Source organism: Flavobacterium sp. CFBP9031, assembly GCF_034044945.1.
In the GTDB taxonomy this organism is placed as follows: domain Bacteria; phylum Bacteroidota; class Bacteroidia; order Flavobacteriales; family Flavobacteriaceae; genus Flavobacterium.
In genome coordinates, this window is sequence record NZ_JAXCWF010000003.1 from 389,382 (window position 1) to 409,983 (window position 20,602).

A 20,602-nucleotide genomic window follows, 5' to 3' on the forward strand; every position below is an offset into this window, starting at 1 on the left:
GAAACTATGAGTAATCCGAAACAACAACAAGAGCAAATTAATATTGAGTTGGACGAAACTATTGCAGAAGGAATTTATTCTAATCTTGCAATTATCAATCACTCATCATCTGAGTTTGTTTTAGATTTTGTGAGTATTATGCCAGGTATTCCTAAAGCCAAGGTAAAATCAAGAATTGTCTTGACACCACAACATGCTAAAAGATTATTAAAAGCAATAGGTGAAAATATCCATAGATTTGAGGCAGCTCATGGCGAAATCAAAGAAACGGAACAAGCGCCAATTCCGCTTAATTTTGGTCCAACTGGACAAGCATAAATTATAAAGCCCCTTTTTTAAGGGGCTTTTTTTTGTAATAAAGCAAAGATGCAGTTGGTCTGATTTAATTTACTTTAGTCGACTAAATTTCTTTTTAATCGTGTTATGTCTTAATTTGGTATAACCTAAAAAAGATTGAATTTTGAAATATAATGACTTAGTAAGGTTAATTTAATTCAAATTTAAAAAAAGCGCTGATTTTAGAATTAGCGCTTTTTTTATGCAAATTATAAAAGGCTGTTTAAAATTTTAAACAGCCTTTTATAATTTATTTAAAGTTTAGATTTAATCAAACTCCGATGTGAAAAATAATTTTACACTAGGATATTTACTCTGCGTCATTTGAATTGTAAAATCAGAATCGGCTAAAAATACCAATTGCCCGTATTTATCGTGAGCAAGGAATTTTTGTTTGATACGTTTAAATTCTTTGAATTCTTCGTTTTTAGCATCATCAGGTTTTACCCAGCACGCTTTATGAACAGGGAAGTTCTCGTAAGTACATTTAGCACCATATTCGTGCTCTAAACGATATTGAATTACCTCATATTGTAACGCTCCAACAGTTCCGATAACTTTACGATTATTCATCTCTAAAGTAAACAACTGCGCTACACCTTCATCCATTAACTGATCAACTCCTTTTTCTAATTGCTTAGCTTTCATCGGGTCGGCGTTGTTGATATATCTAAAGTGCTCTGGAGAGAAACTTGGAATTCCTTTAAAGCTCATAATTTCACCTTCTGTTAAAGTATCTCCAATTTTAAAGTTTCCTGTGTCATGCAAACCAACAATATCACCAGGATAAGAAATGTCTACAATTTCTTTTTTCTCAGCGAAAAAGGCATTTGGACTTGAGAATTTTAAATTTTTCTTCTGACGAACGTGGTAATAAGGCTTATTTCTTTCGAAAGTTCCAGAAACAATTTTGATAAAGGCTAAACGGTCACGGTGTTTTGGATCCATATTGGCGTGGATTTTAAAAACAAATCCCGTCATTTTCTCCTCTGTAGGTTCAACTGTACGAGTCTCAGAATCTTTCGGTCTTGGAGATGGTGCAATTGTAATGAAACAATCTAACAATTCACGAACTCCAAAATTATTTAAGGCTGAACCAAAGAATACTGGCTGGATTTTTCCGTCCAAGTAATCTTGACGCTCAAATTTAGGATAAACCTCATCGATTAACTCTAATTCTTCACGAAGTTTGTTCGCTGCTTTTTCACCTACAATTTTATCTAATTCTGGATTATTCTGTACATCAGAAAAAGCGATTGTTTCCTCGATATTTTTACGACTGTCTCCGCTGAAAAGGTTAATGTTTTGTTCCCATAAATTATAAATTCCTTGGAAATCGTAACCCATTCCGATTGGGAAACTTAACGGTGTAACTTTTAAACCTAATTTTTGTTCTACTTCATCCATCAAATCGAAAGCATCTTTACCTTCACGATCTAATTTGTTGATGAAAACAATCATAGGAATATTACGCATTCTACAAACAGCCACTAATTTTTCTGTTTGTTCCTCAACCCCTTTAGCAACGTCAATTACAACAATTACGCTGTCTACGGCAGTTAAAGTTCTAAATGTATCTTCAGCAAAATCCTTGTGTCCAGGAGTATCAAGGATATTGATTTTTTTATCTTTATAATTAAAAGCAAGCACAGAAGTCGAAACCGAGATACCTCTTTGGCGTTCGATTTCCATAAAGTCACTCGTTGCTCCTTTTTTAATTTTGTTATTCTTTACAGCTCCTGCTTCTTGAATTGCACCTCCAAATAAAAGTAATTTCTCTGTTAATGTCGTTTTACCGGCATCGGGATGCGATATAATTCCAAATGTTCTTCTGCGTTGTATTTCTTTTAAAAAGCTCATATTTCGTATAAATAGGTTGCAAAAGTACTATTAAATTACGGCTTTATAAAAATATTCAGTTCCTAAATTTGGTAGTCTTTACTTCTAACGGGATTTTTAAACAAAAAAATAAGGCTGTTTTGCAACAGCCTTAAAATAGTCATTTTTAAAATTACTGATTAATTGACCAAATTGAATATCCTTTTGGAGGACATTGTATTTTTACCCATTTGTCTGCCTGAGTAGTTGGGTACCAAGTTGAGTTTCCTGTAAAATCTTTAATTTGAGTATTAGCCCAATTGGTCTGAATCCATCTTTCTTGCCAAACGTCAGAGTTATTAATGTAAACTACCAATCCTGGATTTCCGTTGTATCCATTTCTTCGTGCAACATATTCGTCATTATCAGAATATAAAATAGAAGTTGTTCCTGTTGCTTTGTTGTTGTGGATCCAGATTAGATTGTTTAATTTGTTTTTATCTAGCCATTCTTCATAATCTCTATAAAAAATAGTTGGATAACCTTCGTGAGTTAATATATAGGAGTACGCAAGCATTTTGCTCCAAATTTCATCAGTATCATGATTAGTTACAAAAGTTACCGCTTTGTATGGATTACGTTTCCACATCATATCATCATTCAGCAATGCAAGATTATTTCCATCAAAAGCATCATTCATTTTGTAATAGCAAGCAAAGTCAAAAACAGAACTATTAGCTGCGTTTGCCCAGTCATTTAAAACATTTACATTTGAATCCCATAATTCTCCAACAGAAAATCCGCCTACATTGGCATTCCAAGCATTTACAACCCAAGCACCAAAACCTTTTACGTAGTCGAATCTCCAGCCATCAAATTTCATGGTATTTTTATAGTATTTACCAACTCCATCAGCTCTAATCCACAACCAGTCTTTTACATAAGGATCGGCATGGCATAAGTCAGGAAATCCTCCAAACGAGCCTTCATCATTATTGCCATAGCTGTTTTTGTAGAAATTAGCATAAGTACGTTTGAATTTTCCAGACGCTATTCCATTAAAATTAGTCCAAGTATTTGTTCCAGTAAAAGGATTCGCTTCAGATTGTCCGCCACTGTTATGGTTAATTACAATATCCGCATAAACCTTGATGTTTTCTGTGTGAGCTGCTGTAATTAAATTGACTAATTCGGTTTTTGATCCGAATCTTGTTTCCGTTGTTCCATTCTGGTTATAATCTCCAAAATCAAAATAATCCGTTGGGTCATATCCCATAGAAAAAGCTCCATTTTGCGCTTTTGAAGCAGGCGGAAGCCAAATTGAGCCAATTCCAGCATTTCCCCAAGCCGTTACTTTACTGCTTACTGTATTCCACCAATTTCCTCCAGCGGGAACATCCCAGTAGAAAGCTTGCATCATAACACCTCCGCCAGGATTATCAACATATTTTCCTGTTGTAGAATTGCTTGAAACCCCTGTGCTGAAAGGTTTACCATCGTGATGCGTAACATCAATGATTTTAAATTTTTGACTTTCAGCTTTTGCGTCCGATGCGTTGATTTCATTTTCAGAACACGAATACAGAAGTGCGCTAAATGCCGTAATAAGGCATAATTTTAAAATAGGTTTTTTCATAATAGATGTGGTTAAGTTAAATAGTGAGCTTTATAATTGTTTAATTATAAGGTTTAAAAACGCAGATATTGCTATTTTTTTACCTTGTAAATTATTAATTACGCATCTAAAGTAAAGTTTTTTTGATTTAATTTTAATTTGCAATAAAATAGAGGTTAACGAAAACGTTGTAGTGTTGAGAACTTTTTTTTATGGTGCTTATAATTAGGTATTTATTTGATGTTTAAAACTAAATTTAAGAAGCAATTAGAAACTGTCTTTCATTGAATTAGAAAAATTGGAAGAAATGATTTCGTACGTTGAAAGAGAACTATCCTATAATTTTTTGTTAATACTATATCGGATAGTTGGATTATGTAATTGAATTGTTATTTTTGTTCGTTATAAGTTACGAAAGAACTATACTTTAATTATTTATGTTTGATGAACATACATAGTTTCAGAGGGATTATCTAAAACAGGCTTACATTCAAATAAAAATTAAAATAATGCTATTAAAAAAATTACAGCTAAAAACAATTGATTACAAGTTTGCACTAACAATTTGTTTTTTTCTTTTTTTTACTCCAATTATCTCAGCGCAAGAAATTATTCCTGATGTTGTGGCCCAAAAACCAATTGAAGTTCCTTCTGGTGGGAAATTGAAAATCGACGGAATTATTGCGACAGTAGGAGATTATATCGTTTTAGATTCTGATATCGATAAAGGATTTTTAGAAATTACTGCGCAAGGCGGATCTGTAAAAGATATTACAAGATGCCAGATGCTTGGTAAACTTTTAGAAGATAAATTATATGCTCACCAAGCAATTCAGGATAGTATTATCGTAAGTGATGCGGAGGTAAGAGGAATGATGGAAGATCGTCTTAATTACATGACGCAACAGGTAGGAGATATCAATAAAGTTGTTGAATACTATAAAAAAAGCTCGGTAGAAGAGTTTAAAACTTATTTTGCTGATATCTTAAAGGAGCAAAAATTAGCATCAGAAATGAGAGATAAAATCGTTAAAGATGTTGAAATCACTCCAGAAGAAGTTCGTAATTTCTTTAAGAAAATCCCAAAAGATGAATTGCCAACTTTTGGAGCTGAAATGGAAGTAGCGCAGATTGTTGTGGAGCCTAAAATTTCTAAAGAAGACAAGCAAAAAGTTATCGATAGATTAAATGCAATTCGACAAGACGTTCTAGAAGGTTCTAGTTTTGCAACAAAAGCAGTGTTGTATTCTCAAGATCCAGGATCTGCACCAAACGGTGGCTATTATAAAATGACAAGAAAAACTCCTTTTGTCAAAGAATTTAAAGATGTTGCATTTAGTTTGCAAGCGGGTGAGATCTCTCAACCATTTGAAACTACTTTTGGATACCATATTATTATGGTAGAAAAAATCAAAGGGCAAGAGGTAGAGCTTCGTCATATTTTGATTGCTCCAACTGTTTCTGAAGCAGCTTTAAAAGAAGCAAAAGAAAGAATTACAAATATTAGAAATAAAATCATCAATAAAGAGCTGACTTTTGCTGACGCGGCAAGAACAGAATCTGATGAAAAGGAAACTAGAGCAAACGGAGGAACATTGGTAAATCCAACCACACAAGATACTCGATTTGAGTTGACAAAAATGGATCCGACTTTATACAGTCAGGTTTCAAATTTGAAAGGAGATGAAATTTCTCAACCACTTTTAAATACTGATGATAAAGGTAAAAAAACATATAAGTTAATTACAGTTACCAACAGAATTGAAGATCATACTGCAGATTATGCTAAAGATTATACTAAGATCAAAGAATTAGCATTAAAAGAAAAGCAGATTAATGCCATTGCAAAATGGTTTGATGCTAAAATTAAAGACACTTACATCAAAATTATCGGCGAGTATAAAGACTGTTCTTTTGCAAACAATTGGTTGAAAAAATAAGTTTTAATAAATAAATAAAAAGAGTTAGTTTTATGAATTCATAGAATTAACTCTTTTTAATTTTAAATACATTCATAAATGTCTGACGTAACAGCAATTCACAATTTAGTTCAAAAAAGAAATGAATTAAAAAAAGAAATAGCGAAAATCATTGTAGGGCAAGACGCCGTTGTAGATCAAATTTTACTGTGTATATTTTCTGGAGGACACGCACTTTTAATTGGAGTTCCTGGTTTAGCAAAAACCTTAATGATTAATACTTTGTCTCAGGCTTTAGGTCTGGATTTTAAAAGAATTCAGTTTACGCCAGATTTGATGCCTTCTGATATTTTAGGAAGCGAAATTTTAGATGAAAATAGGAATTTCAAATTCATTAAAGGGCCCATTTTTTCTAATATTATTTTGGCTGATGAGATAAACAGAACACCACCAAAAACACAAGCAGCTTTGCTGGAAGCAATGCAAGAAAGATCGGTGACAATTGCAGGACAACATCATAAATTAGATTTGCCATATTTTGTTTTAGCGACTCAAAACCCTATTGAACAAGAAGGAACTTATCCTTTGCCAGAAGCGCAATTAGACCGTTTTATGTTTGCTATTAAATTGGAATATCCAACTTTTGAAGAAGAAGTTCAAGTTGTAAAAAGAACAACTTCTGATGTTAAAACAGAAATTAATCCATTATTTACGGCTCAAGAAATTATCGATTTTCAGCACCTAATTCGTAGAATTCCTGTTGCAGATAATGTTATAGAATATGCGGTAACTCTAGTAAGCAAAACTCGTCCAGATAATAGTTTAACTAACGATTTTGTGAAAAACTATTTAGATTGGGGAGCAGGACCAAGAGCTTCGCAAAACTTAATTCTAGCAGCAAAAGCGCATGCGGCTTTTAATGGGAAATTTTCACCAGATATTGAGGATGTTCAAGCTGTTGCGACAGGTATCTTGAGACACAGAATTATTAAAAACTATAAAGCTGATGCTGAAGGTATAACAGAAGAAGTTATTATTAAAAAATTAATGTAAAATTTAAAATTTACATTAATAGAATCCTGATAATTTATTATCAGGATTTTTTGTTTTTAGCAAGTCAAAAACTCTTCTCAAAAGACGTTTAAAATCTCAACTATAACGTTATAATTGCTTATTTAGAAAGATTCTTCTTGAAAATAGGGGTAAAAACTTACTTGTTTTCTAACATCAAATTTCGACTTTGTTAAAGAAAAGATCTTTAAATGTTAATAATTTATTATTTTGATGTAAAATTGAGTTTTTGTCAAAAACAAGCAGTGAAAATCGTTTTTTAGCAATAATAATTTTTGAAAAGGCTTGTTCTATTAAATTTTTTTTAATTATCGTCTTTAATGCTTAAATTTGCCTCAAAAAAATAAATCCGCTTTTATTATGAATATTTATCAGGATTACATTCAAGAAATTGAAGAAAGAAAAAATCAAGGGTTACACCCTAAACCAATCGATGGAGCTGACTTATTAAGCGAAATCATTGCTCAAATTAAAGATGTTGATAACGCAAATCGCGAAGACTCTCTTAAGTTTTTTATTTACAATACTTTACCTGGTACTACAAGTGCCGCAGGTGAAAAAGCAAAGTTTTTAAAAGAAATTATTTTAGGTGAATCTTTAGTAAAAGAGATTACACCTGCTTTTGCTTTTGAATTATTATCACACATGAAGGGTGGACCTTCAATTGAAGTGTTATTAGATCTAGCTTTAGGAAATGATACTGCAATTGCTCAACAAGCAGCAGACGTTCTTAAAACTCAAGTTTTCCTTTATGATGCAGATACTGACCGTTTAAGAGAAGCGTTCAAAAATGATAATGCATTCGCTAAAGAAATTATCGAAAGTTATGCAAAAGCTGAATTCTTCACTAAACTTCCAGAAATAGCTGAAGAAATCAAAGTTGTTACATATATTGCTGGTGAAGGGGATATCTCTACAGATTTACTTTCTCCAGGAAACCAAGCTCACTCTCGTTCAGACCGTGAACTTCATGGTAAATGTATGATTACGCCTGAAGCACAAAAGGAAATTCAGGCATTACAAGCAAAACACCCAGATGCAAGCGTAATGCTAATTGCTGAAAAAGGTACAATGGGAGTTGGTTCTTCTAGAATGTCAGGTGTAAACAACGTGGCACTTTGGACAGGAAAACAAGCAAGTGAATATGTTCCATTTGTAAATATTGCTCCAATTGTTGGGGGTACAAACGGTATTTCTCCAATTTTCCTTACTACAGTTGACGTAACTGGTGGTATTGGAATTGACCTTAAAAACTGGGTTAAAAAATTAGATGCAGACGGAAAACCAGTATTGAACGAAAATAATGAACCAATTCTTGAGCAAACATATTCTGTTGCTACAGGAACTGTTCTTACTATTAATACTCAAACTAAAAAATTATACAACGGAGATCAAGAATTAATTGATATTTCTAGATCATTTACTCCTCAGAAAAAAGAGTTCATTAGAGCTGGAGGATCGTACGCAATTGTATTTGGTAAAAAACTTCAAACTTTTGCTGCTAAATTATTGGATATCGAAGCTCCTGCAGTATTTGCTCCATCTAAAGAAATTTCTAACGAAGGACAAGGTTTAACTGCAGTTGAAAAAATCTTCAACAAAAATGCTGTAGGTATTGCTCCAGGAAAAGTTTTACACGCCGGATCTGATGTTCGTGTAGAAGTAAACATCGTAGGTTCTCAAGATACTACAGGTCTTATGACGGCTCAAGAATTAGAGTCTATGGCTGCTACAGTTATTTCTCCAATTGTTGACGGTGCTTACCAATCTGGTTGTCATACTGCATCAGTTTGGGATAAAAAAGCTCAGGCTAACATTCCTAAATTAATGAAGTTTATGAACAATTTTGGTTTGATCACGGCTCGTGACCCAAAAGGTGTTTATCATTCAATGACAGACGTAATCCACAAAGTGCTTAACGATATTACTATCGACGAATGGGCAATCATTATCGGTGGTGACTCTCACACGAGAATGTCTAAAGGTGTTGCTTTTGGTGCTGACTCAGGAACTGTTGCTCTTGCATTGGCTACGGGAGAGGCTTCTATGCCAATTCCAGAATCTGTAAAAGTAACTTTCAAAGGAGACATGAAAGGTTATATGGATTTCCGTGATGTGGTTCACGCTACACAAGCTCAAATGCTTAAGCAATTCAACGGTGAGAACGTATTCCAAGGAAGAATCATTGAGGTTCACATCGGAACTCTTACTGCTGACCAAGCGTTTACATTTACAGACTGGACTGCAGAGATGAAAGCAAAAGCTTCGATCTGTATTTCAGAAGACGATACTTTGATCGAATCATTGGATATTGCTAAAGGCAGAATCCAGATCATGATCGATAAAGGAATGGATAACGATAGACAAGTTCTTCAAGGTTTAATCAACAAAGCAGATAAGAGAATCACTGAAATTAAATCTGGCGAAAAACCAGCTTTAACTCCAGATGCAAATGCTAAATATTATGCTGAAGTTGTAGTTGATTTGGATCTAATTGCAGAGCCAATGATTGCTGACCCAGATGTTAATAATAAAGACGTTTCTAAACGTTATACTCACGATACTATCAGACCATTATCTTTCTATGGTGGAGAGAAAAAAGTAGATCTTGGATTTATTGGTTCTTGTATGGTTCACAAAGGAGATATGAAAATCCTTGCTCAGATGTTGAAAAATGTTGAAGCACAAACAGGAAAAGTTGAATTTAATGCTCCTCTTGTAGTTGCTCCTCCTACTTACAACATCGTTGATGAGTTAAAAGCAGAAGGTGACTGGGAAGTTTTACAAAAATACTCTGGTTTCGAATTTGACGATAACGCTCCTAAAGGTGCAGCTCGTACAGAATACGAAAACATGTTATACTTAGAACGTCCAGGATGTAACCTTTGTATGGGTAACCAAGAAAAAGCAGCTAAAGGAGATACAGTAATGGCGACATCTACTCGTTTATTCCAAGGAAGAGTTGTAGAAGATAAAGAAGGTAAAAAAGGAGAATCATTACTTTCTTCTACTCCGGTTGTGGTTCTTTCTACAATCTTAGGTAGAACTCCAACAATGGAAGAATATACTGCAGCGGTAGATGGTATTAACTTAACTAAGTTCGCACCTTCTAACAAACAATTAGTTATGTAATCGAAAGATTATTTAATAATATATTGAAAGCCCGAGTCGTAAAACTCGGGCTTTTTTAGTAATAATTGTTCTATTTTTTGTAACTTGTCATGTTCAAAAAAGAATAATAAAAACAAAAAATCTATGGCTTTTGATATCGAAATGATTAAAAAAGTGTACGAAAACATGCCAAGTCGCGTTAATAAAGCGCGCGAGATTGTTGGTCGTCCGCTTACTTTAACAGAGAAAATTTTATACAATCACCTTTGGGATGGAAATCCTACTAAGGCGTTTGGAAGAGGAATTGATTACGTTGATTTTGCACCCGATCGCGTAGCTTGTCAAGATGCAACTGCACAAATGGCATTATTACAATTTATGCATGCTGGTAAATCTAAAGTGGCAGTTCCAACAACGGTTCATTGTGATCACTTAATTCAGGCAAAAGTAGATGCTGTAACCGATTTGGCAAGAGCAAAAACACAGAGTAATGAAGTTTTCGACTTCTTATCTTCTGTTTCTAATAAATACGGAATTGGTTTCTGGAAGCCAGGAGCTGGAATTATTCACCAAGTTGTACTTGAAAATTATGCATTTCCAGGCGGAATGATGATTGGTACCGATTCTCATACTGTAAATGCAGGTGGTTTAGGAATGGTCGCAATTGGTGTTGGTGGAGCAGATGCTGTAGATGTTATGTCTGGAATGGCTTGGGAACTTAAATTTCCTAAATTAATCGGAGTTAAATTAACTGGTAAATTATCGGGATGGACGGCTCCAAAAGATGTTATTCTTAAAGTGGCAGGGATTCTTACTGTAAAAGGTGGTACTGGAGCTATTGTAGAGTATTTTGGTGAAGGTGCAACAGCTATGTCTTGTACAGGTAAAGGAACAATTTGTAATATGGGAGCTGAGATTGGAGCTACAACTTCAACTTTTGGTTACGATGATTCAATGAGCCGTTACTTACGTTCGACAAATAGAGCAGAAGTGGCTGATGCTGCAGATAAAATTGCTTCTTACTTAACTGGAGATCCAGAGGTATATGCAGATCCAGAAAAATATTTTGATCAAGTTATCGAAATAAACTTATCTACATTAGAACCGCATTTAAATGGTCCTTTTACTCCGGATTTAGCTACTCCAATTTCTAAAATGAAAGAAGAAGCGGTTAAAAATAATTGGCCATTACAAATTCAAGTTGGTCTAATAGGTTCTTGCACAAACTCTTCTTACGAAGATATTTCTCGTGCAGCTTCATTGGCGAGACAGGTTGCTGATAAAAATTTAAAAACAAAATCACAGTTTACAATCACTCCAGGTTCTGAAGTAGTTCGTTCTACAATCGAAAGAGATGGGTTTATTGATACTTTCCATAAAATAGGGGCAACAGTTTTTGCAAATGCCTGCGGACCATGTATTGGTATGTGGGATAGAGAAGGAGCAGAAAAAGAAGAAAGAAACACCATTGTGCACTCTTTCAATCGTAACTTTTCAAAACGTGCAGATGGTAACCCAAATACTTTGGCCTTTGTAGGATCGCCAGAATTGGTAACAGCTTTGGCTATTGCAGGTGATTTAAGTTTCAATCCATTGACAGATAAATTAATCAACGAAGATGGAGAAGAGGTAATGCTTGACGAGCCAACAGGAGACGAACTTCCTGCTAAAGGCTTCTATGCTGAAGATCCAGGTTTTCAAGCTCCAGCGGAAGATGGTTCAAGTGTTCAAGTAGTGGTTAATCCAGCTTCAGAGCGTTTACAATTATTAGCTCCATTTGATGCTTGGGATGGTAAAAATATTACTGGTGCTAAATTGTTAATTAAAGCATTCGGAAAATGTACTACAGACCACATTTCTATGGCTGGACCTTGGTTGCGTTTCCGTGGACACTTAGATAATATTTCAAACAATATGTTGATTGGAGCGGTAAATGCTTACAATCAAAAAACAAATTCGGTTAAAAACCAATTGACTGGCGAATATGATGCTGTTCCTGCTGTAGCTCGTTCATACAAAGCAGCTGGAGTTCCATCTATCGTAGTGGGAGATCATAACTACGGAGAAGGTTCTTCTCGTGAGCATGCGGCTATGGAACCACGTTTCTTAGGAGTTAAAGCGGTGTTGGTGAAATCTTTCGCTCGTATTCACGAAACAAACCTTAAAAAACAAGGTCTTTTAGGATTGACATTTGCAAACGAAGCAGATTACGATAAAATCCAAGAAGATGACACCATTAACTTCTTAGATTTAACAGAATTTGCTCCGGGCAAACCATTAACATTAGAATTTGTTCATGCAGATGGTACAAAAGATATTATCTTGGCAAACCATACTTACAACGCAGGTCAAATTGGATGGTTTGTTGCAGGTTCTGCATTAAATTTAATTGCAGCCGGAAAAGCTTAATATTTAAATTTTATATAAAATAAAAGCCCTGTGAAAAGAGGGCTTTTATTTTTATCAGCAATATGTTGATGTGATTAGTTTTTGTTTGCTAAACTATCTTGTGATAGAACTCTAATTCGGTAAGGTCTTGTGGTCTCAAATTCGTCTATAGAAATGCTATATGTTTTAGACGAAGGAGATGTGTAGTAATTGCTAAAATCGTATCCTCCAATGATATATAATTTATCATTAATAAAGTGCATTGCAGTACATTTTAGCTCAAGATTAATATAAAATTCTTTAATTAGTTTTGATTTTGTATTGTAAACAAACAGTTTTCCGTCTTCAAATATATAAATAGTGTCTTCATTGTATGTAACTGCAGGATTTTCGAGTCGGCAAAGTAAAGTTGCTTCCTTTTTCCAGCTTTCATTTGTTAAATCGAAACTCTGAATATCAGAAAAACTTCTATTGTCGGAATTGCCAATTGTAAAAATTTTGTCCTCAATTAAAACTCCGCTTACTTCTTGGGCTACAGGCATTTTTGCTAATTCATACCATAGGCCAGAAGTTAAATTGTACAGATGTACTTTATCTGTAAAAATTTTTGCACCTCTTACAGTTGATTTTATTGATCCGCCCATAACAATAATGTTATCCTTGTAGGTAAAAGAAGCAAAGTTTACGGCTTTATGTGGATTTGTTTTGTCAATTGCAATTTGATTTGTGTTAAGGTCAAAAACTTCAATTTCATTATCTAGAAATTCATGTTTTTTATTGCCTAGAGGTCCTCTTTTTCCTCCCAAAACATAAAGTGTGTTATTGTAAAAATTTATACTATGGTAGGCTCGTTTTTTTAATTTTTGATTTGATTTCTCCCATACATCTGTTTTTGGATCATAAGTAAGTAGATCTCCCTTGTAAAAAACTTTACCTTGATCGCCTCCAATCTCTTGAAGGTATTTGTTCAAAAAAAGAGGATCGTTAAATCTAGTGGGATCACCGCCGCCAATGTCTTTTGATTTTATAGTAGTTAAAACATTCCATTGTTCACTATTATCACCTCCAACAACATAAATTTTGCCATTTGCTACCACAGAGCCAAAAGAATAAATGCCGTACTCTAAAGGTGACAGTTTGGTGAAGTTAAGTTTCGATTTTAATTTAGACCACCTATTATCATTTACAGTTACATTTTTTAAAGTTTCAACATCTTCTTCAAGAGAGATAACATAATTTGACTTTTTTAAATCTGTAATCGCAATTTTTGTTGTGATATATCCGATATGAGAAACCTGAAGAGTGTCATTTGGATTTATTTTATTATTCAATGAAAATTCTCCTTTTCCATTGGTTAAAGTTCCAATATGAGTACGCAATAAATAGATATTGGTGTCTTCTATCGGTAAGTTTGTAGCTTGAGATTTAACAATTCCACTTACTGTTTGCGCATTTGTAATAAAAGGTAGTAAAACGATAATATACAGTAGTTTTTTCACGGTAAATAAGTTTTGTCTTGGATTAAATTCTTTAAAAAGTCTCTTAAAACTGAGGATTATAGTGGCTTATTTGAAGTAAATTTAGTATTAATTTTTTTGAGTTCCAATGAAATAAAATAGACTTTCAGTTAAAAATCAAAGTTTATTCTATTTTTAAAATAAGACATAAAAAAATGCCCTGTTTTTTGCAGAGCATTTTTATCATGAGTTAGTTTCTTTGAGCAACATTATTTTGAGACAAAATTCTAATGCGGTTTGGTGCGGTAGTGTCAAATTCGTCAATAGAAATACTGTACACTTTTGATGAAGGAATCTTCATGAACGAACCAAATGAATAGCCTCCAAGAATATACAATTTGTTATTTATAAAATGCATCGTGGCATCTCTTAATTGAAGATCGACAAAGTATTCTTTAATCTGTTTTGATTTTGTATTGTAGATTGAAAGCTTCCCATCTTCAAAAAGGTAAATATCATCAACATTGTAAGCAATTGCTGGATTTTCTAAATGAGAAATTAAAGTTGCTTCATTTTTCCAAGTTTCATTTGTTAAATCAAAACTCTGAATCTCAGATAAGCTTTTGTTGTCATTATTTCCAACGGTAAAAATTTTATCTCCAATCAAAACTCCTTTTACTTCTTTGGCAACCGGCATTTTTTCTAGCTCATACCATAATCCAGAAGTGATGTTGTACATGTGCACTTTGTCTGTAAAAGTTTTTTCTCCTTTTTCGGTCTTTTTTGTAGAGCCGCCCATAACAATAATATTGTCTTTATAGACAAAAGAAGCAAAGTCTGCAGCCATCTGAGGATTGGTTTTGTCAATGGTAATCGAGTTTTTATTAATGTCAAAAACTTCAATTTCGTTTTCTAAATATTCAAATCTTTGGTTTGTAGACATTCTTTTACCTCCTAAAACATAAAGTGTATTGTTGTAGCAATTTACGTTATGATAAGCTCTTCTCTTGAATTTTGTATTTGATTTCTCCCATACATCTGTTTTAGGATCGTAAATAAGCAAGTCTTCCCTGTAAAATTTTTTGGCTACTTGCATTTGAAGTAATTGTAGATATTTTTTTTGGAAGTTAGGATCGTTGTCATAGCTTATGCTTCTTTCCTTTAAAATCTTTAGTACATTCTCTTCTTCGCTGATATCACCGCCTACAATATAAATCTTGCCATTTACAACTGTCGAACCAAAAGAATACAGAACATTATTTAAAGATTCAAGCTTAGTAAAGTCAAGTTTAGATTTTAATTTCGCCTGACGATTGGTGATCTCTACATTATTAAGAGTTTCGATATCTTCTTTAAGTGAAATGATAAAGTTTGACTTTTTAAAATCGGCAATTGCAATTTTTGTCGAGATGTAGCCAATATGTGATACCTGAAGTGTGTCGTTTGCTTTTGCTTTGCTTAAAGAAAACTCTCCAATGTTATTGGTTATGGTTCCTATTTGAGCTCGTAGTGCATATATGTTTGCATCTTCAATTGGTAAATTGGTAGTTTCAGATTTAACAATTCCGCTTATTGTTTGCGCATTTGTAATAAAAGGCAGTAAAATGACAATGTAGAGTAGTTTTTTCACAATATTAGGTTTTAGTTTGGTTCGAAAATTTTTTAAAATGCAACTTTTTATAAAAAACTGCGTTTCAAAAAGTTGGCTCAATTTTTATGCCGAGGCTGTTAATTTGAGGTAAAATAATTGTTAAAAATACCAAATTTTCTACTTTAAAAAGTTAAATTCGCTTTTTAGGCAATATATTTGCTTTTTTTGAGTTGAAATTAATGTGTAATTTAAAAAAGTGTAAAAACTTTATCAAAAGAGTATGGTTTATCGGTTAATAATAGTATTGTTTTTTTTCAGTGTTGGAGCTTTTGCGCAGGATAATTTTATTAAGCACAAGATCTCAAAAGGAGAAAATCTTTCTGTTATTGCTAAAAAATACGGAGTAAAAGTAAAAGATATTGCAGATGCAAACCCGAATGCTCCCAAGGTATTAAAACTAAACTCAACACTTTTAATTCCGAATAAAAACAAAAGTACTGCAAAGACAAAGTCAAAAAATGAAGAAATTGCAGTAAACGATACTCCTCTTAATACTTCTGGAACTCACGAAGTAGCCTCAAAAGAAACACTGTGGGGAATTTCTAAAAAATATAATGTTTCTGTTGATGATCTTAAGAAAGCAAATCCATCTCTGGAAACCGAAGGCTTAAAAATAGGACAACAAATAAATATTCCTTCAAATAACGTAGCGTCGAATATTAGTTCGCCAAGTGAAACTCCAATTACTTCAGAAGTGGTTTCAACAGATGTTGAGCTTATAAGAGAAGTTAAGCCTAAAGAAACAAAATACGGAATTTCTAAGGAATATGGTATTACAGTTGCAGAATTAGAACGTCAGAATCCATCAATTAAAGGAAAAGTTCCTGTTGGGTATCTATTGAAGATTCGCGTTCCGAAAGAAAAAGCAGATGCAATCCAGTCTGCAAAAGCGTTACAAGACAATAATTCGCAAATAGATACTTCTTCTGTTCAAATAGCAGGAACTGCTCCCGAAATAAAAAAAGATTCAACTGTTGTAAGGACAGGAGATTATTCTGGATTAATTGATCAGATAATAGCAAGTGCAACTGAAAATATAGGGATCAGGTATAGATCGGGCGGAACAACAAAAGCAGGTTTCGACTGTTCAGGATTAATGTTCTGTACTTTTGGAAATTTTGATATTAAACTGCCGAGAAGTTCAATAGAACAATCTCGAATAGGAACAAAAGTAGCGTCGGAGGAGGCTCAAAAAGGCGATTTAATTTTCTTTAGAACCAATGGCAGACGTCATATAAATCATGTAGGTATGGTTGTTGAAAATGTTGATGGGGAGATTAAATTTGTACATTCATCAACTCATGGCGGTGTTATGATTTCTTCTACAAAAGAACCATATTATACAAGAGCTTTTTCTCAAGTAAATCGCGTTCTGAATTAAACTTCTAGAAAAGCATTTTTCAATATTTCTAATCTAAAAGGTTTGGTCCAAAAGTCGGACACATATTTGTTTTCTTTTACTTTTTTAATTTCATCAATATCTAAAGTCGAAGAAAGCACGAAAATTTCGGTTCTTTCTTTTAAATCTTCTGGTAATCTGTCAAATTCTTCCAAAAATTCAAAACCATTCATAATAGGCATCTGAATGTCTAAAAGAATAATCAAAGGGTTTTGTGGCTGATGCTTTAGTATCCAATTAATTCCTTCTCGTCCGTTATTAGCTATGTAGATAGGATTAATGTCGAGCCCTTTTTTAAGTAATTTTTTAGTGACAAATTGATCAATCAAATTGTCTTCTATAATTATAAATTGAGATCTATACGGCATATGAACTTGGTATTGTTACTATAAATTTACTTCCAACACTGCTTTCTGAAAATACAGAAATATCTCCTTTAATATTTTCAACAGCTTCTTTTACAATATAGAGGCCTAATCCTGAACCTTTATTTTTGTTTGTTCCAAAATACATGTCAAAAATATTGGCTTTATGATCGTCATGAATTCCAATTCCGTTATCTGTTACTTCAATTTTATTTAAGCCGTCGCTAAAATAGGTTCTTATTGTAATAAACATTTCTTGTTTGCTGCAATCTGCATACTTTATAGCATTAGAGAGTAGGTTATTGATGATTATTTTTAAACGAAGACCGTCACTTTCAATCTGATCTACTAAAAGTTCTTGCGTGAATTTAATTCTGTTTGCATTTTCAATATGCATTAATTGAAGGATGGCTTCATTGCACAACTCTTTTAGGCTTACTGGTTCCAGGATTATTTCTTTTCTTTTGTTTTTAGAATAATCAATAATGTCGCTAATAAATTGATCCTGCCTTTCAAGACTTTGGTGCATCATTTCTAAATAATTTCGAACCTGTTGTGCATCGTCCTCCAATGCTGTTATTTCGATAAGACCTTTTAAAGAAGTAATTGGAGATCTCAAGTCGTGAGAGGCGCTGTAAACAAATCGGTCCAATTCGCGATTTACAATAATCAGATTTTCATTTTTCACTTCCGTTTCTTTCTTCGAAATCAGTAGTCTTTTGACCATTATCGAGTAATAAAGGCAAACGCTGCAGATTATAACCAGAATGAAAAAGATGTTTGTAATAATCAATAAGTCCTTTATTTTTCGGGTTCCTTCACCAAGGGTATTAGAAAAATTGCGTTGGTTAATGGTTAATTGGTCACTTATTGAGCTAATTTGCTTTAAGTGTTTTTTCTGATCTGTTGAGGTTAAAATATTATGTTCGATTTTTGCATTAATCTGCTGGCCAATAACAAATAAATCAAAGATTAATTTATCTCCTTCTCCCCATTCTTTTATGGCTTTAGATAAAAAGCTGACATTTTTAAAATTTTCGAATAGCCAGATAAGATCATCTAGATCATCTTCGTGATTTCGACCAATTAAAAATCCCTTTCTAGCAACTTTATTGTCTCCAGCTTTCAAAAGTGTGATTCTTGCAATACCATCTCCTTGTGGCACCTTTAATTCTTCAAGAAACAATTTCCATTGTGTATGGTTTTTGGTGAATAAATAGGTAATTAAATGTCTTGATGCATCTTTTTGTCCTTTCGAATAATGAGATTCCCCGTTTACATAAGCTCTATTGGCAGATAAGATTTTAATTGTAAAAAAATTGATGCAGATTAGCAATGCACACGAAATAAAAACGATTAAAATAAGGATGAAAACATTTGGGAAACGAAAGTTTTTTAAAGCTTGCAGTTTAGACATAATTTTAAAATTAGTAGGTTAATGAAAAAGTGCCTTTTGCGTTTTTTGTCAGTATGAATAAATAATTATTTGGGGGAAATTAATCTATATTAAACATTAAACACTTGTTAAGATATTTCGCTCTTTGTAAATGCTTTTATAATGATTATCTCAAATATAGTAAAATTTATCTTATGGTTTTAAGAAAAAAAATAGATACGGAGCAAAAATATTTCCATTCTAAATAATTTTGTTTAAGTATTTGGTAGTTAATTTATTGTGCTTTTTTGAGGGCTTTTTTATTGGAATATTGTTGAAAAAAAGCAACTTTTGATTTCAATTTTGAAGTGAAAAAGGAATTTATGAGGCATTAAAATAAACAAAAACAAGAATTGTTTTTGTTTAAAGATTAAAGGCTGGATTCAGTGAATCGTCTCTTTAAAATTTAGCGTAAATAATCAATCGTCTAAATGCATAGATTGAAGGAACTGAAGGAAAATAAGCATCTATTCTTTTCTTAAACTCTGTTGTTAAAGCAGTAAATTCCTGATCATTCAATCTTTCTTGATATACAGTTAAGGCAGAACCCGAAATGAACTCAAAAAAGTCATCTTTTTTAGTAGAAATAATTGGATAAACTTTCTCATACAGAACCAAATCGGTACCGCCATTTTCGAAAACGATTTTAGCATATTCATCTAAAGTCAATACTGGTGAAGGACGTGTCCAATTTTTAAGATACGATGCAAAGGGCTCTTCCTGCACCAATTGAAAAAGTATTTTATTGAGGATATTTTCATTTTGCTGCGGCATCTGAACAGCCAGCTGTCCGCCTGAATTAATGCGCGATATAATTTTTGGGAAAAGCTCGTAATGATTATCAATCCATTGTAATGCGGCGTTTGAAAAAATCAAATCCCATTTGGTTTCGTCAGCAATCTGTTCTAAAATGGTTTTGTCTTTAAACTCAAGATTTTCTTGTGTTGGAGCTTTTGCCAACATTTCAGCAGAATTATCAATACCCAAAACAAATGGATTGGTAAGTTTTTGATATAATTTTTGGGTAAGTTCACCCGTTCCGCACCCGAGGTCTATAACTTTCAGATTGGGTTTGTCAATAATATGACTTGTAAGATCATGAAAAGGTTTAGAACGTTCTTCTTTAAATTCGTTGTATTTTTTTGGATCCCAAGTCATGATGCTGTTTTTATTTAAAATTAAGGAAAATTTCTAACGCTTCAAAAACAGGGAAAAAAGATTGTTCTGTTGTTTTTCAATTTAAAATTGAAAAACTCATTTAAAGTTATTCTAATTCATGCCAAAAATGACCACAGCCGTTTTTGCATTCTGTATTTCTTCTTTCTGTATCTGTAATTTTAAAAATCCAAAGTAAAGAGGTTATTACTTTTTTATGTTCATTTTCTGGCAGTGAAGCCAATTTATTGAAAGCAATTTTAGTGGAGAAACTTTTTAAGATTATAATTGGCGTGAAAGTTGGTTTTAGTGGGATACTATTTATTGCTCTTTGATACGCTTCTGAATTATAATCTGTTTTGTTTGGAATAGAATTAATAATATAATTATGTAGAGTATTAAAAATTTCTTTAAAACTATAATCTTCTTCCAGCAAAATATGCAACCCCAGATGAAAATCTATTTTATCTTGAGCAATTTTGTTAATAAGCATTTCTATATCTTTCAATTCTTATTTCTTTTGAATTGACTTTCCAAATTCTATTCTCAAGCTGTCTTGAGTAAATAAGAGTCTTTTCTTTTGGCTCTCAGTTAATTCATTATTTAAAAATATTTGCTGTAAATCTCTTTGGATTTGCATATAATCACCAATATAACGTTCGTCTAATTGAGTATAAAATTCCTCAATAGCTTTGTTAGTTTTTTGAATTTTATGTTGCTTGAAGTTATTCTGTAATAGATAAATGATGAAGAAAAGAGTAATAAAAATTAATAATCTGAAAACTATTTTTTGGTTCATATTAATTGGTTTTAACTGCCAAATATAAAAAAAGATTTTTGTCTTGTAGTCGTTGTTTGCGTAAGGGATAGGAACGGCATCCT

The 20,602-nt window shown here is 32.9% G+C and carries 15 protein-coding genes; 6 read left to right on the forward strand and 9 right to left on the reverse strand.

Going from position 1 to position 20,602, the window contains the following annotated elements:
* The first annotated feature begins 6 nt into the window (after positions 1-6).
* A complete protein-coding gene (locus SOM12_RS07475; protein ID WP_055094614.1) occupies positions 7-318 on the forward strand; it encodes a DUF3467 domain-containing protein in 312 nt (103 codons plus the stop codon).
* A gap of 285 nt (positions 319-603) precedes the next feature.
* Here SOM12_RS07475 and SOM12_RS07480 read toward each other — a convergent pair whose 3' ends face one another.
* Both SOM12_RS07480 and SOM12_RS07485 read right to left on the reverse strand, forming a co-directional pair.
* Positions 604-2,196, reverse strand: coding sequence for a peptide chain release factor 3 (locus SOM12_RS07480; protein ID WP_320492934.1), 1,593 nt, complete (start codon positions 2,194-2,196; stop codon positions 604-606).
* Positions 2,197-2,347: 151 nt separating this feature from the next.
* A complete protein-coding gene (locus SOM12_RS07485) occupies positions 2,348-3,790 on the reverse strand; it encodes an alpha-amylase (RefSeq protein WP_095928766.1) in 1,443 nt (480 codons plus the stop codon).
* Positions 3,791-4,278: 488 nt separating this feature from the next.
* Here SOM12_RS07485 and SOM12_RS07490 point away from each other — a divergent pair, with 488 nt between their 5' ends.
* The 4 genes from SOM12_RS07490 to SOM12_RS07505 all read left to right on the forward strand — a co-directional run bounded on the left by SOM12_RS07490 (position 4,279) and on the right by SOM12_RS07505 (position 12,279).
* A complete protein-coding gene (locus SOM12_RS07490; protein WP_095928767.1) occupies positions 4,279-5,709 on the forward strand; it encodes a peptidylprolyl isomerase in 1,431 nt (476 codons plus the stop codon).
* Positions 5,710-5,787: 78 nt separating this feature from the next.
* Positions 5,788-6,741: an AAA family ATPase gene (locus tag SOM12_RS07495; RefSeq protein WP_095928768.1), complete on the forward strand. Its 954-nt coding sequence runs from the start codon at positions 5,788-5,790 to the stop codon at positions 6,739-6,741.
* 378 nt (positions 6,742-7,119) lie between these two features.
* The gene (locus SOM12_RS07500) at positions 7,120-9,891 is read left to right on the forward strand and encodes a bifunctional aconitate hydratase 2/2-methylisocitrate dehydratase (protein ID WP_320492936.1); all 2,772 of its coding nucleotides are present in this window, start codon (positions 7,120-7,122) and stop codon (positions 9,889-9,891) included.
* A gap of 123 nt (positions 9,892-10,014) precedes the next feature.
* Positions 10,015-12,279 (forward strand): aconitate hydratase, encoded by a 2,265-nt coding sequence (locus SOM12_RS07505; protein WP_320492937.1) that lies wholly within the window; start codon positions 10,015-10,017, stop codon positions 12,277-12,279.
* A 74-nt stretch (positions 12,280-12,353) separates the two neighbouring features.
* On the opposite strand, the gene SOM12_RS07510 is transcribed toward SOM12_RS07505, so the two are convergent.
* Positions 12,354-13,757 (reverse strand): Kelch repeat-containing protein, encoded by a 1,404-nt coding sequence (locus SOM12_RS07510; protein WP_320492938.1) that lies wholly within the window; start codon positions 13,755-13,757, stop codon positions 12,354-12,356.
* A 208-nt stretch (positions 13,758-13,965) separates the two neighbouring features.
* Entirely contained in the window at positions 13,966-15,345 is a 1,380-nt protein-coding gene (locus SOM12_RS07515; RefSeq protein WP_320492939.1) for a Kelch repeat-containing protein, read from the reverse strand.
* A 241-nt stretch (positions 15,346-15,586) separates the two neighbouring features.
* Here SOM12_RS07515 and SOM12_RS07520 point away from each other — a divergent pair, with 241 nt between their 5' ends.
* Positions 15,587-16,747 (forward strand): LysM peptidoglycan-binding domain-containing protein, encoded by a 1,161-nt coding sequence (locus tag SOM12_RS07520; RefSeq protein ID WP_320492940.1) that lies wholly within the window; start codon positions 15,587-15,589, stop codon positions 16,745-16,747.
* On the opposite strand, the gene SOM12_RS07525 is transcribed toward SOM12_RS07520, so the two are convergent.
* From SOM12_RS07525 to SOM12_RS07545, 5 genes are all read right to left on the reverse strand, one after another.
* Positions 16,744-17,133: a response regulator gene (locus tag SOM12_RS07525; RefSeq protein WP_095928773.1), complete on the reverse strand. Its 390-nt coding sequence runs from the start codon at positions 17,131-17,133 to the stop codon at positions 16,744-16,746. The genes SOM12_RS07520 and SOM12_RS07525 overlap by 4 nt on opposite strands.
* On the reverse strand, positions 17,123-18,547 hold the full coding sequence (locus SOM12_RS07530; RefSeq protein WP_320492941.1) for a HAMP domain-containing sensor histidine kinase: 1,425 nt from the start codon (positions 18,545-18,547) through the stop codon (positions 17,123-17,125). Before SOM12_RS07530 ends, SOM12_RS07525 begins: the two co-directional genes overlap by 11 nt.
* Before the next feature lie 417 nt (positions 18,548-18,964).
* Positions 18,965-19,723 carry a methyltransferase domain-containing protein gene (locus SOM12_RS07535; protein ID WP_095928775.1) on the reverse strand — a complete coding sequence of 253 codons (759 nt, stop codon included), beginning with the start codon at positions 19,721-19,723 and terminating at the stop codon, positions 18,965-18,967.
* Between the two features lie 106 nt (positions 19,724-19,829).
* On the reverse strand, positions 19,830-20,228 hold the full coding sequence (locus SOM12_RS07540; RefSeq protein WP_320492942.1) for a DUF5958 family protein: 399 nt from the start codon (positions 20,226-20,228) through the stop codon (positions 19,830-19,832).
* A gap of 3 nt (positions 20,229-20,231) precedes the next feature.
* Complete coding sequence (locus SOM12_RS07545; RefSeq protein ID WP_320492943.1) at positions 20,232-20,519, reverse strand: hypothetical protein; 288 nt, start codon at positions 20,517-20,519, stop codon at positions 20,232-20,234.
* Positions 20,520-20,602: the final 83 nt, after the last annotated feature.

What these genes read in the sequence shown, in the direction of transcription:
- SOM12_RS07505 (WP_320492937.1), top strand. Translation starts at nt 10,015, where the DNA reads ATGGCTTTTGATATCGAAATGATTAAAAAAGTGTACGAAAACATGCCA.
- SOM12_RS07500 (WP_320492936.1), top strand. Translation starts at nt 7,120, where the DNA reads ATGAATATTTATCAGGATTACATTCAAGAAATTGAAGAAAGAAAAAAT.
- SOM12_RS07485 (WP_095928766.1), bottom strand. Translation starts at nt 3,790, where the DNA reads ATGAAAAAACCTATTTTAAAATTATGCCTTATTACGGCATTTAGCGCA.
- SOM12_RS07475 (WP_055094614.1), top strand. Translation starts at nt 7, where the DNA reads ATGAGTAATCCGAAACAACAACAAGAGCAAATTAATATTGAGTTGGAC.
- SOM12_RS07530 (WP_320492941.1), bottom strand. Translation starts at nt 18,547, where the DNA reads ATGTCTAAACTGCAAGCTTTAAAAAACTTTCGTTTCCCAAATGTTTTC.
- SOM12_RS07480 (WP_320492934.1), bottom strand. Translation starts at nt 2,196, where the DNA reads ATGAGCTTTTTAAAAGAAATACAACGCAGAAGAACATTTGGAATTATA.
- SOM12_RS07495 (WP_095928768.1), top strand. Translation starts at nt 5,788, where the DNA reads ATGTCTGACGTAACAGCAATTCACAATTTAGTTCAAAAAAGAAATGAA.
- SOM12_RS07520 (WP_320492940.1), top strand. Translation starts at nt 15,587, where the DNA reads ATGGTTTATCGGTTAATAATAGTATTGTTTTTTTTCAGTGTTGGAGCT.
- SOM12_RS07490 (WP_095928767.1), top strand. Translation starts at nt 4,279, where the DNA reads ATGCTATTAAAAAAATTACAGCTAAAAACAATTGATTACAAGTTTGCA.
- SOM12_RS07535 (WP_095928775.1), bottom strand. Translation starts at nt 19,723, where the DNA reads ATGACTTGGGATCCAAAAAAATACAACGAATTTAAAGAAGAACGTTCT.
- SOM12_RS07525 (WP_095928773.1), bottom strand. Translation starts at nt 17,133, where the DNA reads ATGCCGTATAGATCTCAATTTATAATTATAGAAGACAATTTGATTGAT.
- SOM12_RS07545 (WP_320492943.1), bottom strand. Translation starts at nt 20,519, where the DNA reads ATGAACCAAAAAATAGTTTTCAGATTATTAATTTTTATTACTCTTTTC.